At 65.8% G+C, this 14,047-nt stretch carries 13 protein-coding genes and 1 pseudogene; 9 read left to right on the top strand and 5 right to left on the bottom strand.

The genetic code is table 11. The features are described 5' to 3' along the window. Positions 1-173: 173 nt before the first annotated feature. The 5 genes from XARJCFBP2528_RS03705 to XARJCFBP2528_RS03685 all read right to left on the bottom strand — a co-directional run bounded on the left by XARJCFBP2528_RS03705 (position 174) and on the right by XARJCFBP2528_RS03685 (position 5,190). Positions 174-932 (bottom strand): cytochrome c1, encoded by a 759-nt coding sequence (locus XARJCFBP2528_RS03705; RefSeq protein WP_026064125.1) that lies wholly within the window; start codon positions 930-932, stop codon positions 174-176. After that, the gene (locus tag XARJCFBP2528_RS03700; protein WP_016901614.1) at positions 925-2,184 is read right to left on the bottom strand and encodes a cytochrome b; all 1,260 of its coding nucleotides are present in this window, start codon (positions 2,182-2,184) and stop codon (positions 925-927) included. The genes XARJCFBP2528_RS03705 and XARJCFBP2528_RS03700 overlap by 8 nt, the downstream gene beginning before the upstream one ends. Beyond that, positions 2,185-2,829 (bottom strand): ubiquinol-cytochrome c reductase iron-sulfur subunit, encoded by a 645-nt coding sequence (gene petA, locus XARJCFBP2528_RS03695; protein WP_047124325.1) that lies wholly within the window; start codon positions 2,827-2,829, stop codon positions 2,185-2,187. Positions 2,830-3,185: 356 nt separating this feature from the next. Then, on the bottom strand, positions 3,186-4,172 hold the full coding sequence (locus tag XARJCFBP2528_RS03690) for a lytic transglycosylase domain-containing protein (protein ID WP_047124324.1): 987 nt from the start codon (positions 4,170-4,172) through the stop codon (positions 3,186-3,188). Between the two features lie 49 nt (positions 4,173-4,221). Next, positions 4,222-5,190, bottom strand: a complete 969-nt coding sequence (locus XARJCFBP2528_RS03685) for a helix-turn-helix transcriptional regulator (RefSeq protein WP_047124323.1) — start codon at positions 5,188-5,190, stop codon at positions 4,222-4,224. 156 nt (positions 5,191-5,346) lie between these two features. On the opposite strand from XARJCFBP2528_RS03685, the pseudogene XARJCFBP2528_RS03680 reads away from it, so the two are divergent. The 9 genes and pseudogenes from XARJCFBP2528_RS03680 to XARJCFBP2528_RS03640 all read left to right on the top strand — a co-directional run bounded on the left by XARJCFBP2528_RS03680 (position 5,347) and on the right by XARJCFBP2528_RS03640 (position 14,015). Continuing rightward, positions 5,347-5,935, top strand: a pseudogene (locus XARJCFBP2528_RS03680) (glutathione S-transferase family protein). Positions 5,936-5,973: 38 nt separating this feature from the next. Next, positions 5,974-7,428, top strand: coding sequence for a tRNA (N6-isopentenyl adenosine(37)-C2)-methylthiotransferase MiaB (gene miaB, locus XARJCFBP2528_RS03675; RefSeq protein WP_039813753.1), 1,455 nt, complete (start codon positions 5,974-5,976; stop codon positions 7,426-7,428). A 757-nt stretch (positions 7,429-8,185) separates the two neighbouring features. Next, complete coding sequence (locus XARJCFBP2528_RS03670) at positions 8,186-9,175, top strand: PhoH family protein (protein WP_039813785.1); 990 nt, start codon at positions 8,186-8,188, stop codon at positions 9,173-9,175. Further along, a complete protein-coding gene (locus tag XARJCFBP2528_RS03665) occupies positions 9,172-9,726 on the top strand; it encodes a hypothetical protein (protein ID WP_039813756.1) in 555 nt (184 codons plus the stop codon). The genes XARJCFBP2528_RS03670 and XARJCFBP2528_RS03665 overlap by 4 nt, the downstream gene beginning before the upstream one ends. Before the next feature lie 24 nt (positions 9,727-9,750). Next, the gene (gene ybeY / locus XARJCFBP2528_RS03660; RefSeq protein WP_039512024.1) at positions 9,751-10,236 is read left to right on the top strand and encodes an rRNA maturation RNase YbeY; all 486 of its coding nucleotides are present in this window, start codon (positions 9,751-9,753) and stop codon (positions 10,234-10,236) included. Beyond that, complete coding sequence (locus XARJCFBP2528_RS03655) at positions 10,236-10,754, top strand: hypothetical protein (RefSeq protein ID WP_039512026.1); 519 nt, start codon at positions 10,236-10,238, stop codon at positions 10,752-10,754. The genes ybeY and XARJCFBP2528_RS03655 overlap by 1 nt, the downstream gene beginning before the upstream one ends. A 98-nt stretch (positions 10,755-10,852) precedes the next feature. After that, positions 10,853-11,731: a CorC family transporter gene (locus tag XARJCFBP2528_RS03650; protein ID WP_016901625.1), complete on the top strand. Its 879-nt coding sequence runs from the start codon at positions 10,853-10,855 to the stop codon at positions 11,729-11,731. After that, complete coding sequence (locus XARJCFBP2528_RS03645; RefSeq protein ID WP_047124322.1) at positions 11,728-12,999, top strand: lipoprotein N-acyltransferase Lnb domain-containing protein; 1,272 nt, start codon at positions 11,728-11,730, stop codon at positions 12,997-12,999. The genes XARJCFBP2528_RS03650 and XARJCFBP2528_RS03645 overlap by 4 nt, the downstream gene beginning before the upstream one ends. 14 nt (positions 13,000-13,013) lie before the next feature. Beyond that, positions 13,014-14,015: a magnesium and cobalt transport protein CorA gene (locus XARJCFBP2528_RS03640; protein WP_016901627.1), complete on the top strand. Its 1,002-nt coding sequence runs from the start codon at positions 13,014-13,016 to the stop codon at positions 14,013-14,015. The last annotated feature ends 32 nt before the right edge of the window (positions 14,016-14,047 follow it).

Raw genomic sequence — 14,047 nt, 5'->3', positions numbered from 1 at the left:
CGGATGCGGCAGAGGTGATGCGTCGTCAACCGACGCAGTGATTGCTTGCCGACCCTCACCGCACCCCTCTCCCGCAGGGAGAGGGGCTCAGCGGTCGGTTTGCTGCAGCTGTTGCATGGTTTGCACATGCATGGCCGATGCGCTCTGCAGCCGATGACCGGCCTGCAGACCGGTCAGTGCACGTCCTTCCAGTATTCCTTCTTCAGCAGGTAGGCCATGAAGGTGAGCAAGGCCAGGAACAGGATCACCCACACGCCCATGCTCTGCCGCTTCAAGGCCGCCGGTTCGCCGGCGTATTCGAGGAAGTTGGCGATATCGCGCACGGTCTGATCAAACTCGACCGGCGTCTGTCGCCCTGGCTGACCGAGTTTGAGCGCCTGCACCGGCTTGTCGCCGGTCGCCTTGTCGGGCGGGCCGAACTGCGCCTGCTGCAGGCCCTGCAGCTCCCACAGCGGGTTGGGCATGGAGGCATTCGGAAACAGCTGGTTGTTCCAGCCCAGCGGGCGGGTCTGATCCAGGTAGAACGACTTGAGGTAGGTATAGACCCAGTCGGTGCCACGCACGCGGGCGATCAAGGTCAGATCCGGCGGCGCCTTGCCGAACCACTTGGTCGCCGCATCGTGCGGCATGGTGCCTTCGATGTGTTCGCCGATCTTGGCGCCGGTGAAGTTGAGGTTGGTCATGACCTCTTCCTCGCTCAGTCCCAGATCGCTGGCCATGCGCGAATAGCGCAGATACTTCAGCGAGTGGCAGCCGGAGCAGTAGTTCATGAACAACTGCGCGCCACGCTGTAGCGAGGCACGGTCGCTCAGGTCGTTGCCGGCCTGCTGCACCTTCCCGCCTTCGGCTGCCAGCGCCCCTGCGGCCAGGGTCAGCCCGCACAGCAGGGCGACCACGCGCGACGTCCATGACTTCACGTTGGAATTAGTCATGGGTGGTCACCCGCTCCGGCACCGGCCTGGTCTTGTCCAGCCGCGTCCACACCGGCATGGTGATGAAGAAGGCGAAGTACAGGAAGGTCAGCACGCGCCCGACATAGGTTTCGTGTGCGTCGGTGCCAGGACCGGAGCCGATCACGCCCAGCCACACGAAGCACACCACCAGCACGCCGAGCGCGACCTTGGAGATCCAGCCGCGGTAGCGGATCGAGCGCACCTTGGCCCGATCCAGCCATGGCACCAGAAACAGGATCGCGATCGCCGAGAACATCACCAGCACGCCGCCGAGCTTGTTGGGGACCACCCGCAACATTGCGTAGTACGGCGTGTAGTACCAGACCGGTTTGATGTGCTCCGGGGTCACCAGGCGATTGGCCTCGGTGAAGTTGTCGTGCTCGAGGAACAGGCCGCCGAACGCCGGCGCGAAGAAGATGATGAAGGCCGCGATCAGCAGCAAGAAGCCGACCCCGACCAGATCCTTGACCGTGTAATACGGATGGAACGGGATGCCGTCGGCCGGCTTGTGCGCGTCCCAGCGGTTGCCCTTGGGCCCCTTCTTGATCTCCACGCCGTCGGGATTGTTGGAGCCCACTTCGTGCAGCGCGCCGATGTGCAGCACGATCAGCAGCAACAGCACCAGCGGCAGTGCGATCACGTGCAGCGCGAAGAAGCGGTTGAGCGTGGCATCGCCGGGCAGATAGTCGCCCATGATCCATTCGGTCAGCCCGTTGCCGATCACCGGGATGGCACCGAACAGCGAGATGATCACCTTCGCGCCCCAGAACGACATCTGCCCCCACGGCAGCACGTAGCCCATGAAGGCTTCGGCCATCAGCACCAGGTAGATCAGCATGCCGAGAATCCACACCAGCTCGCGCGGCTTCTGGTAGCTGCCGTACATCAGCCCGCGGAACATGTGCAGATACACCACGATGAAGAACAGCGAAGCGCCGGTGCTGTGCATGTAGCGGATCAGCCAGCCCCACTCCACGTCGCGCATGATGTATTCGATCGAGGCGAACGCATCGGCGGCGCTGGTCTTGTAGTGCATCGTCAGGAAGATGCCGGTGACGATCTGGTTGACCAGCACCACGATGGCCAGCGAGCCGAAGTAGTACCAGAGGTTGAAGTTCTTCGGCGCGTAGTACTCGCTGACGTGCTTGCGGTACATGGGCATCAGCCCGGGCGCGCGTTCGTTGACCCAATCGAACACACCGTTGGCGGTACGGACCAGGATATTGCTCATTCAGGCAGCCCCCGTGCTGTTGGCCGACGTACCGGCACCGTCGGGATCGACGCCGATCACCAGGGTGTTGTCGTCCACATAGTGGTGTGGGGGCACCAGCAGATTGATCGGTGCCGGCACACCGTCGAAGACGCGGCCGGACATGTCGAAGCGCGACTTGTGGCAGGGGCAGAAATAGCCGCCCTTCCACTGCGGGTCGTAGGGCTCGGGGCGGATCTCGGCGACCATTTCCGGCGAGCAGCCCAGATGCGTGCACAGCCCGACCAGCACTGAGATGTCGGACTTGATCGAGCGGTACTCGGGGTTCTTCAGCACGTAGTCGGGCTGCTGGTCCTTGTTCTCGGACTTGGGATCCTTGAGCCGGTCATCCAGCGATGGCAGTGCGTCGAGCATCGCCTTGGAGCGCTTGACGATCCAGATGGGCTGACCGCGCCATTCCAGAACCAGCCGTTGCCCTTCCTGCAAGGCGCTGATGTCGGCGGTCACCGGGGCACCGGCCAACTTGGCGCGTGCGCTGGGATTCCACGACTTCAGGAACGGAACCGCGACAAATCCTGCTCCGACCGCACCGACCACGGCCGTTGTCGCGGTCAAGAACCGACGACGCCCGATATCAGCAGGTGCGTTAACCCCATCGTTGGCCATCCGGCTCTCCGATCTTGATTAGGTAGCGTGAGGCTGCCAACGGCTGGCGGGGGGTCCAGCCGCGATGAATCGACCGCAGTGTAGCGGAACGCTTAATGCACAGACAACGCAATGTACGCAGTCGAACCGGCGCAGTGCAAACACTGGATGCAGGCACGCGTCGACCGCATCAGGCGCCAGCCCTGCACAAGGCGGACAGCTGTGACCCAGTGCTGACAAAAAAGACCGCGCCAGTTGCAGACATGCTGCGCGTTGGCTGCACTATTGCGCCGGTGCGATGGCCGCATGACATCTGTCTCGGCTGGTGACGGTCAAAGCAGGCCGCAGCGCGCGCAAGTGCGTGCAAAGCACACGGCTCAGTTGGCCGCCGTGGTCTGCCCACGATAGCGCCCGGCCAGCACGCCGACGCGTTGGACGTAGCGCTGGGTCTCGCTGTAAGGCGGCACGCCGCCATAGCGATCCACCGCGCCCTCGCCGGCGTTGTAGCCCGCAGCGGCGAGCGTGAGATCGCCGTTGAATCGCTTCAGCAACCACGAAAGATATTGCACGCCACCGCGAATATTTTGCGTTGCATCATAGGCATCGCTGACGCCGAAGCGGCGCGCGGTGCCGGGCATCAACTGCATCAGACCCTGCGCGCCGGCCCGACTCAGTGCCAGCGGGTTGTAGGCCGACTCGGCATGGATGATCGCGCGCACGATCGCTTCCTCGACCCCGAACTCGCGCGCGGCCGCGGTGATTTCCTGCTGATAGGCATTGGTATTGAGCCGGATCGCGCCGAAATTGACGCCGGGCTTGGCCGCGCAGGCGTAGCAGGTTTCGATGAAGCTGTAATGGATGGTGCGCAGGCCTTCGATGCTGGCGACCTGACGCGGGCGCGCACTGGTGTAGTGACGCACGCCGTCCTTCATATACGAATAGACCTGCCCGCTGACCACCCGGCGCGAATTGACCACGGTGGCGGGTGCCTGCACGACCGAGGTCTCCGACACCGGCAGCGCGCGCGGCGTCACCGCCGAGGCGACCTCGGCAGCGCGGCGTGGCGCCTGGCCAACCGGCTGACTGATGATGGTGGCTGGCGCGCCGCTGTCGATCGAGGTGCTGGCGCGCGCCGGGCCGGCGGCCATGCCCTGCGCCGGGCGAGCCATGGCCGGCGGCGCGCGGCGCGCGGATCGCTCCGGGGTGTAGCTGCTGATGACGCTGCAGGTCGCGCCGCTCTGGCGCTTGCTCAGGTAGCTGGTGATTCCGTCGCCGCTGACACACTTGTACAAGGTGCCCGCGCAGACCGGCGCTGCCGGCAACGTGACGAGTAACAGCCCCAGCAATCTTGACATCCCCTTCATGCGGCGGAGTGTCCCAGCTTGGCCCGGGCTTGCCAAGTGGCCCAAACGGTTATCCGGGCAGTGGCTCCAGCCGCGCCCGCAACGCGTTCAGCGCCTCGGCCAGCGGCACGCGCACGGCATCCGGGCAGATCGCATCGAACGGCAGGTCGAGCAGCAGCAGGTTGGCCGCCAGCGCCGGCATGCTCGGCGCGCCCAGGCCCAGCCAGCAATGCGCCGGCCCGTCGGCTTCCAGCGCGCCCAGCCAGGGCGGGATGCGCGCTGCCAGTGCCTCCAGCGTGCCGTGCAGGCGCACCCGTGCCCGGCACGGGAACGGCGACTCGCCGATCGCCTTGCGCAGGAGTTGCAGTGGCTCCTCGGGCAGTGCGCGAGCGGCGAATTGCGCGCCGGTCGTCTCGGCCCGGTCGATGCGGTCGGCGCGCAAGGTGCGCCAGTCCTGGCGCTCGCAATCCCAGGCCAGCAGATACCAGCGCCGCCCGTAATTCACCAGCAGGGCCGGCTCGACGCAACGCGTAATCGGGGCACCGGAGTGGCGGCGATAGTCCAGCCGCAGCGTGACCAGGTCGCGGCAGGCGCTGGCAAGTTGCGCCAGCAGCGCCGCATCCACCAGGGCACCCGTCTCCCCGGTGACCGGCAAACTGGCGGTGGCCGCGTGCGCGGCACTGGCACGCTGGCCGCTGCGCCGCGGCAACAGCGGATCGAGCTTGCGCAGCACCCGCGCCGCCGCCGCATCCATGCCGCGTATCGCCGGAGCCGCTGCGCGCAGCGCGATCGCCACCGTCAGCGCCTCGTCCTCCTCGAACAACAGTGGCAGGGCGGCTGCACCCTGCCCCAGCCGATAGCCGCCACCGGCACCGGGCACGGCATGCACCGGATAACCCAACTCGCGCAGGCGCTCGATCGCGCGCCGCACGCTGCGCGGATGCAGTTCCAGCCGCTCGGCCAGCGCCACGCCGGACCAGCTACGGCCGCCCTGCAGCAGCGCAAGCAGACGCAACAAGCGGGCAGCGGTCGAGGCCATCGCATTACCGTATTGCGGACGGAAACTGTCCGCAATAGCTGCGTAGGATTGCCTGGCACCTCGTTCTCTATGCCTTCCGCATCCACCAAGGAAACCGCAATGTCCGACCAGCGCCACATCACCCTGTTCCACAATCCCCGTTCGCGTTCGCGCGGCGTGCTGGTGCTGCTGGAAGAGCTCGGCGCCAGTTACGACCTGCAGATCGTCAACCTGGAAAAAGGCGAGCAACTCGCGCCCGCGTACTTGGCGATCAACCCCATGGGCAAGATTCCGGCGATCCGGCATGGCGACAGCGTGGTCACCGAGCAGGGCGCGATCTACCAGTATCTGGCCGAGCTGTATCCGGAAGCCGGGCTGTCGCCGGCGCCGGGCGATGCCGATCGCGGCGCCTACCTGCGCTGGCTGGCCTTCTACGGCTCGGCGTTCGAGCCGGCGATCATCGACCGCGCGATGAAGCGCGATGCGCCGCCGCGCTCGATCTCGCCCTATGCCGACTGCGCCACGGTGCTGCAGGTGATCGATGCGCAGCTCGCCAAGGGCGACTATCTACTGGGCCAGCGCTGCAGCGCGGCCGATGTGCTGTGGGGCGGCGCGCTGGGCTGGATGGTCGATTTCGGCCTGATCGACCCGCCTGCCAGCACCCGCGCCTACATCGCCCGCATGGCCGACCGGCCGGCGTTCGCGCGCGCCGAGGCCACCAACGCCAAGGCCTGACCAAGCGGACGGGCCCGGCGCAAGCGGGTAAACTGTGCGGCTATCTTCTACCCGCCTGGAATAAGCGCCATGCCCGGGACATCCGTTTCCGACCTGTCCGCGGCCACCGCCGTGGACGCACCCGCCCTGTTGCCGCTGCCGGTGGCCCGCCCGTCGGCGCCTGCCGTGGTGCGCGGCAAGCTCTACATCAAGACCCACGGGTGCCAGATGAACGAGTACGACTCGGCCAAGATGGCCGACGTGCTCGCCGCCTCCGAAGGCCTGGAGCTGACCGACAACCCCGAAGACGCCGACGTGGTGCTGGTCAACACCTGCTCCATCCGCGAGAAGGCGCAGGAAAAGGTGTTCAGCCAGCTGGGCCGCTGGAAGGCGCTGAAGGCCGGCGGCAAGCCGGTGATCATCGGCGTGGGCGGCTGCGTGGCCTCGCAGGAAGGCGAGGCCATCGTCAAGCGCGCGCCCTACGTGGATCTGGTGTTCGGCCCGCAGACCCTGCATCGCCTGCCGGAGCTGATCCGCGCGCGGCGCGAGTCGGGCAAGTCGCAGGTGGATATCAGCTTTCCGGAGATCGAGAAGTTCGATCGGCTGCCCGAGCCGCGCGCCGAGGGCCCGTCGGCCTTCGTGTCGATCATGGAAGGCTGCTCCAAGTACTGCTCGTTCTGCGTGGTGCCCTATACCCGTGGCGAAGAAGTCAGCCGGCCGTTCGAGGACGTGCTGGTGGAGGTGGCGCAGCTGGCCGCGCAAGGCGTGCGCGAGATCAATCTGCTCGGCCAGAACGTCAATGCGTATCGCGGTGCGTACGGCGCCGATGCCGGCGACGCGGCGCAATACGCCGATCTGGGCCTGTTGATCCGCACCATCGCGCAGATCGAGGGCATCGGCCGTATCCGTTTCACCACCTCGCATCCGCTGGAATTTTCCGACTCGCTGGTGGATGCGTACCGCGACGTGCCGCAGCTGGCCAATTACCTGCATCTGCCGGTGCAGGCCGGCAGCGACCGCATCCTGTCGGCAATGAAGCGCGGCTACACCGCGCTGGAATTCAAGTCCAAGATCCGCAAGCTGCGCGCGGTGCGTCCGGATATCTCGATCAGCTCGGACTTCATCGTCGGTTTTCCCGGCGAGACCGAAGCGGATTTCGAAAAGACCATGAAGCTGATCGAGGACGTGGGCTTCGACCAGAGTTTCTCGTTCGTGTATTCGCGGCGTCCCGGCACGCCGGCTTCGGACCTGCAGGACGACACGCCGGAAACCGTCAAGCAGGCACGGCTTGCGCGTCTGCAGGCGCAGATCAACACGCACGCCACGCGCATTTCGCAGTCCATGGTCGGCAGCATGCAACGGGTGCTGGTGGAAGGCCCGTCGCGGCGCGATCCGAATGAATTGACCGGCAAGAGCGAGAACATGCGCCCGGTGAATTTCCCCGGTAACCCGCGCCTGATCGGGCAGTTCGTCGATGTCCTGATCACCGAGGCGATGAGCAATTCGCTGCGTGGTCTTATCCAGGTGGACGACAGCGAAAGCTGATGCCGCATAGGTGCCGGGGCGCGGGGCGCCACGGCATGCATCGCGTCGTGCTGACTGGAAGGTGCGCGTTGGTTGGTCACTACTTCCGTAGTGCTGCGGCCGGCTACGCGATGCTGCGTCTGCCTGCGATTGTTGTTGCGTTGCGTTGCGCAGCTGCGTGCGTGCAACACGCTGGCAATTGCGTTGAGGTCACGCGCGTCGTGCCTCGCACCTCGATCTTCGGCAAGCACGCAGCTTGCATGCTTGCCGCACTGCATTCGCCGATCGGCGCTCCAGCATCTGCGCGCTACTAAGCCGTAGTCGGTCTAGGTCGACAACGGCGTGCACTGCTCGCATACGCCAGGCATGGTCGTGATCGCGCACAGCAACGACACCGACGTCCCTGGTCACACGGCACGCAAGGCAAGTGATCAAAATTTCACCACCTGTCTGCGACGCCTTGCGGCACAAGGCGTGCGAGCACTTACCCACAGGCTTTGCCGAATTCGATCCACACCGCTTGTGGACAACCGCCATCGCAGTGGTGATTTTTTCACCATATCCCTGCCGCACCTTGTGCGAGTAGGCGCCACGATTTTTATCCACAGGTTAGTGATGCGTGACTCCACAGCGATTGTGGAAAACCCGCGCGCACCGCCGGGGACCGGCCAGACCATGCGCTTGCAGTGGCCTGGCGTGTTGGTGGGATCACACGCTGCGCGCTACCCTCGTCTGCCGCCCAACCGACCAGCGCATGCGTGCGCGGTCCGATCCGACCATGAATTCACCTGCACATCGCGACTTCACCCTGGAACCCGACGACACCGAGCGCCTGGCCAACCTGGCCGGCCCGTTCGACGCGCACCTGCGCCAGATCGAACTCAAGCTGGGCGTGGAGATCGCCAACCGCGGCAACGTCTTTCGCGTCACCGGCCCCGAGCCGGCGATCACCGCCGCACAGACGCTGCTGACCGCCCTGTACGAGGAAGCCGCCTCCACCACCTTCGACAATCACGCCATCCACCTGCGCCTGAACGATGCCAACGTCGAGCAGGTGGTCGATCGTTCCTATGTGGCCCAGGACGTGGCGATCAAGGTCAAACGCGGCACCGTGCGTGGCCGCGGCGCCAACCAGGCCAAGTACCTGCATGCGATCGCCACGCACGACATCAATTTCGGCATTGGCCCGGCCGGTACCGGCAAGACCTTCCTGGCGGTGGCCAGCGCAGTGGAAGCCTTGAACGAGTCGCGCGTACAGCGCCTGATCCTGGTGCGCCCGGCAGTGGAAGCCGGCGAGAAGCTGGGCTTCCTGCCCGGCGATCTCAGCCAGAAGGTGGACCCGTATCTGCGCCCGCTCTACGACGCGCTTTACGAAATGCTGGGCGTGGAAAAAGTGGTCAAGCTGCTGGAAAAGAACGTCATCGAGATCGCGCCGCTGGCCTATATGCGCGGCCGCACGCTCAACGATGCCTACGTGATCCTGGACGAGGCACAGAACACCACCATCGAGCAGATGAAGATGTTCCTGACCCGGCTGGGCTTCGGCTCCACCGCGGTGGTCACCGGCGACCTGACCCAGATCGACCTGCCCAAGCACGTCAAGTCCGGCCTGCGCGACGCGATCGAGGTGCTGCGCGATGTGGACGGCGCCAGCTTCACCTTCTTCGAAGCACGCGACGTGGTGCGCCACCCGCTGGTGCAGCGCATCGTCACGGCCTATGAAAAGCGCGATCAGCAGGACGCTGCGATCAAGAACAACGCTGAATGAGGCTATTCCTTGCCTGCTTGACGTTGGCAAGCGGATTGGTCGCGGCGGCATCGCTCGGGGCCACCGAAGCGCCGCTGCTTCCGGGAATCCCGATCGTGGATCGCGATGTGATCCCGGCGACACAGGTGGCGCCCCCCTGTGTGTCGCTGGCCGCCGAACAAACCAGCATCAGCATCCCAACCGCGCACTTGGAGAGGCTGGCGGAACAGGGGCGCGGCGATCTGCCGGCAGGGAACGATCGCGTACGACGCAGGGCTTGGCAGCAAGGTCGCAGCGCGCGCTGGCTGCTCGATTTACCGGGAACGGTCACGGATGCACGCGGCTGCGAAAGCTCACCGATCCAGCACGCGCATCGCTCAAGCCAGTCGCTGGTTGGCGGACTCCTGGAAAGCGGTATCGCTGCGGTCTGGCTGCATGACCAGCCAGGATTCGTTTCAAGCTTGCGGGTGCGGGATTACAATCGCGGCTGCGGGCGCGGCCCGATCGGCAGTTCGAGCTACCGCGTGGCCAATGGGCCTGCGCTGATACTGCTGATCACCTGCACGCGCTGACCCTCTGCCCAGGAAACTCTCGCCATGACCCGTGGACCTGTCCGCCTCGACGTCGCTGTCAGTTATGCGCTGCCGCGCGCCGGTCTTCCATCGGCGGTGAGTTTTCGCAAGTGGGTGGCCGCTGCACTGAAGGGACGCATCCGCGAGGCCGACCTGGCGGTGCGGATTGTCGATGAAAAGGAAGGCTGCTCGCTCAACCATCATTACCGTGGCAAGGATTACGCCACCAATGTGCTGAGTTTCCCGGCCGATTTACCCGAGGGCCTGCCCAAGGGCATCAAGATGCCGCTGCTCGGCGATCTGGTGATCTGCGCGCCGGTGGTCGCGCGCGAGGCGGCCGAACAAGGCAAGTCGCTGGCCGCGCATTACGCCCATCTGACCGTGCACGGCACGCTGCATCTGCTCGGCTGGGACCACGAAGACGACAAGGAAGCCGATGCGATGGAGCAACTCGAACGCGAGATCCTGGCCGATCTCGGCATCGACGACCCGTACGCGGGAGAGCGCTGATGCGGGCCTGCCTCGCCACCGCGTCGCTGTTGCTGGCCTGCTCCAGTGCCTGGGCGCAGGCCGCGCCGGCACGCCCCGACCTGCCGGCCCTGATCGAATGCCGCCAGCGCATCGGCGACTTCAACGCGCTGGCACCGGTGCTGGCCGACCCGCTCAAGGCGGTGGCGCTGGGCTGGACGCCGCTGGACCAGGCCAACCTGTTCATGACCGAGTACACGCTCAACACGCCGATCAGCGTGTTCGGCCACAGCACCACCCACATCGCGTTCTCCGGCGCCAGCGTCATGGCGCTGCTGGACCTGCCCGACCCGCGCCCGCTGGCCAAACAGCTGAACCTGGAACTGGGCGTGGATAACGCCGACAAGGTCATGTACGGCCGCGAGCTGGTCAGCGAAGACACCACCAACCCCAAGACCGGCGAGGCGATGATCGAATCGATCGTGCTCAGCGTCTCCAACGTGAAGTCGCATCCGGGCAAGACCGTGGTCGGCTGCGGTTACAGCCTGGACCTGCCCTGAAGCGCAGCGCCCACCCCGGCCCCGTCCACAGCGCCTTAGCGGCTTCCTGTTAGACTGACGGCTATCGCCTGGTTTGCCGGGTGCCGTCCCACGTCACGATGTCCGAAGACGACAGTAGCCAATCCCAAGAAACACCCGAAAAACGCCGTAGCTGGCTCGAGCGCCTGAGCGCTGCCTTCTCTGGCGAACCCCATACCCGCGACGAACTGGTCGCGCTGCTGCGGACCGCCGAACAGGACGGTCTCATCGCTGCAGACACCTTGCGCATGATGGAAGGCGCGATCTCCGTGTCCGAGCTCACCGTGGGCGACGTGATGATCTCGCGCTCGCAGATGGTCTCGCTGCCGGTGGAGGCGCGCTTCATCGACCTGATGAAGCAGGTGGTGGAATCCGGCCATTCGCGCTTCCCAGTGCACGGCGAGAACAAGGACGAAGTACTCGGCATCCTGCTGGCCAAGGACTTGTTGCGCGGCGTGGTTGCCGACAACGGCCCCGGCAACGTGCGCGAACTGCTGCGCCCGGCGGTGCTGATCCCCGAGTCCAAGAAGCTCAACGTGCTGCTGAAGGAATTCCGGCTGTCGCGCAACCACATGGCGATCGTAGTGGACGAGTACGGCGGCGTCGCCGGGCTGGTCACCATCGAAGACGTGCTGGAGCAGATCGTCGGCCAGATCGACGATGAGCACGACGATGCCGAGGAAGAGAATTCGCTGATCGCGATCCAGGCCGACGGCCGCTATGTGGTCGATGCGCTGACGCCGATCGAAGACTTCAACGAGCGCTTTGGTGCCGACTTCCCCGATGACGAGTACGACACCGTCGGCGGCCTGGTCACCGATGCGATCGGCCACCTGCCGGAAACCGGCGAAGAGCTGACGCTGGGGCGGTTTGCCTTCCGTGTGGCCAAGGCCGATGCGCGGCGCGTGCACGCCTTCCACGTGACCATTCTGCCGCCAGACCCGCAGGACGACGCTTGAACCGTTGGTACCGCGTCACTGCTGCAGCGCCAGCCCGCGGCAGCATCCGGCGCTGCGCGGCGGCGTGTCTGCTGCTGTTGCTGGCGTGGTTGGTGGCACCTGCCGCCATGGCCCAGGCCACCGGGCAGGCGCCTACCCAGCCCAATGTGCCGGCACCGCGGGTCGGCGTGGTCACCATGCAGCCGGGCGAAGTGTTCTTCGAGCGCTTCGGCCACGATGCCATCGTGGTGGTCGATCCCGTCAGCGGGCAGGCCACCTCGTACAACTTCGGCTTCTTCGACCCCGGCGAGCCGGATTTCGTCCCGCGCTTTGCGCGCGGCGAGATGATGTATTACCTGGTCGCGTTGCCGCTGGAAGAAGACCTGCAGCAATACCGCGCGGTCGGCCGCGGCGTCAGCATCCAGTGGCTGGACCTGCCACCGGACCAGGCGCGCGCGTTGGCTGACGGGCTGGCCATCCGCAGCCAGCCCGAGAACGCGCGCTACCACTACGATTACTTCGTGGCCAACTGCGCCACCATGGTCCGCGACACGCTGGACCGCGCCATGGGTGGCGCGTTGAAATCGCAACTGGCCGGGCGCTCGCGCGGCAACACCTTCCGCAGCGAAGCGGTGCGTCTGGCCTCGCCTGCCCCGTGGATGTGGCTGGGCTTCGACCTGGGCCTGGGGCCGTATGCGGACCGCCCGCTGTCGCGCTGGGAAGAAGCCTTCGTGCCGATGCGCCTGGCCGACAGCCTGACCCAGGTGCACAACAGCGCCGGCCGCCCGTTGGTGCAGTCCACCCAGGTCCTGCTGCCGCATCGCATCGCACCGGAGCCGGCCGAACAGCAGCGCCACTGGTGGCCATGGCTGCTGACCGGGCTGATCGTCGCTGCCGGCGTGCTGGCACTCGGTCGCCGGCAACGCGTGCTGGCCGCCTTCGCCCTGCCGTACTGGCTGCTGTGCGCGATCGGCGGCGGCTTGCTGGTGTATCTGTGGGGCTTCACCGCGCATCAGTCGGCCTGGGCCAATCGCAACCTATTGCTGGTCAACCCGCTGTGCGTGCTGCTGTTGATCGGCGGCATCGCCGTGCTGCGCGGGCGCCGGCCCGGGCGCTGGTTCGATGTGCTGCGCTGGGTGGTCGCCGCCGCGGCATTGCTGGCCCTGCTGATCCACTGGCTGTCGTTCCAGGCGCAGGACAACCTGCAGTGGGTGCTGCTGCTGTTGCCGATCCACGCCGCGCTCGCCATCGCATTGCGGCGGCGTGACTTGTCCGCCCGCACCCGCTGATCCAGGATGCGCCCATGAACCACCACGGCCGCCATCCGGACAACCCCTCCTGCGTCATCACCTGCGCCTATTACGACGGCCAGGGCGAGCGCCACGACATCAGCCTGGAGCAGATCAGCGACGTGCTGCAGCGCCCGGATGGCTTTGTCTGGGTCGGCCTGTACGAGCCGCAGGAATCGGTGCTGCACAAACTGCAGGATGAGTTCGGCCTGCACGATCTGGCCATCGAGGATGCGCTCAAGGCGCACCAACGTCCCAAGGCCGAGAGCTACGGCAACTCCTTGTTCGTGGTGGTCAACACCGCACAACTGGTCAACGAGCGCATCCGCTACGGCGAGACGCACGCGTTTCTGGGCGCGCGCTTTCTGTTGACGGTGCGCCATGGTGCATCGCTGTCGTACACGCCGGTGCGGCACCGGGTCGAACGCGAACCGGCGATGCTGCGCATGGGCGCCTCGTTCTGCCTGTATGGCGTGCTCGACTTCGTGGTCGACAACTACCTGCCGATCATGGACGAGTTCCGCGACACGCTGGAAGGCCTGGAAAAGGACATCTTCGCCGACAATTACAAGCGCGAAACCGTGGTGCGCCTGTACGAGCTCAAGCGCGAACTCAACAAGATGCGGTTGGTGGTGGCGCCATTGCAGGACGTGCTCTCGCACCTCAAGCGCAACCCCGGCTCGCTGATCCACGACGAGGTCGGCATCTACCTGCGCGACGTACTCGACCACGCCGTACGCATCAACGACGCCATCGACACCTTGCGCGAAATGCTGGGCACCGCGTTGAGCGTCAACCTGTCGATGGTGACACTGGCCCAGGGCGAAACCGTCAAACGCCTGGGTGCCTGGGCCGCGCTGCTGGCCGCCCCGACCCTGATCACCAGCTGGTACGGCATGAATTTCACCCACATGCCCGAACTGGACAAACCTTACGCCTACCCACTGCTGGTAGCCGGCGTGGTCGCCTCGTGCCTGGTGCTCTATCGCCTGTTCAAGCGAGCGCGGTGGCTTTAGGCCGCTTTGCGGCCGGGATTTGGGAGTGGGGA

Source organism: Xanthomonas arboricola pv. juglandis (assembly GCF_001013475.1).
GTDB classification, from domain to species: domain Bacteria; phylum Pseudomonadota; class Gammaproteobacteria; order Xanthomonadales; family Xanthomonadaceae; genus Xanthomonas; species Xanthomonas arboricola.
The sequence above is the reverse complement of the archived record's forward strand: the minus strand, read 5'-3'. Positions and strand labels throughout refer to the sequence as shown.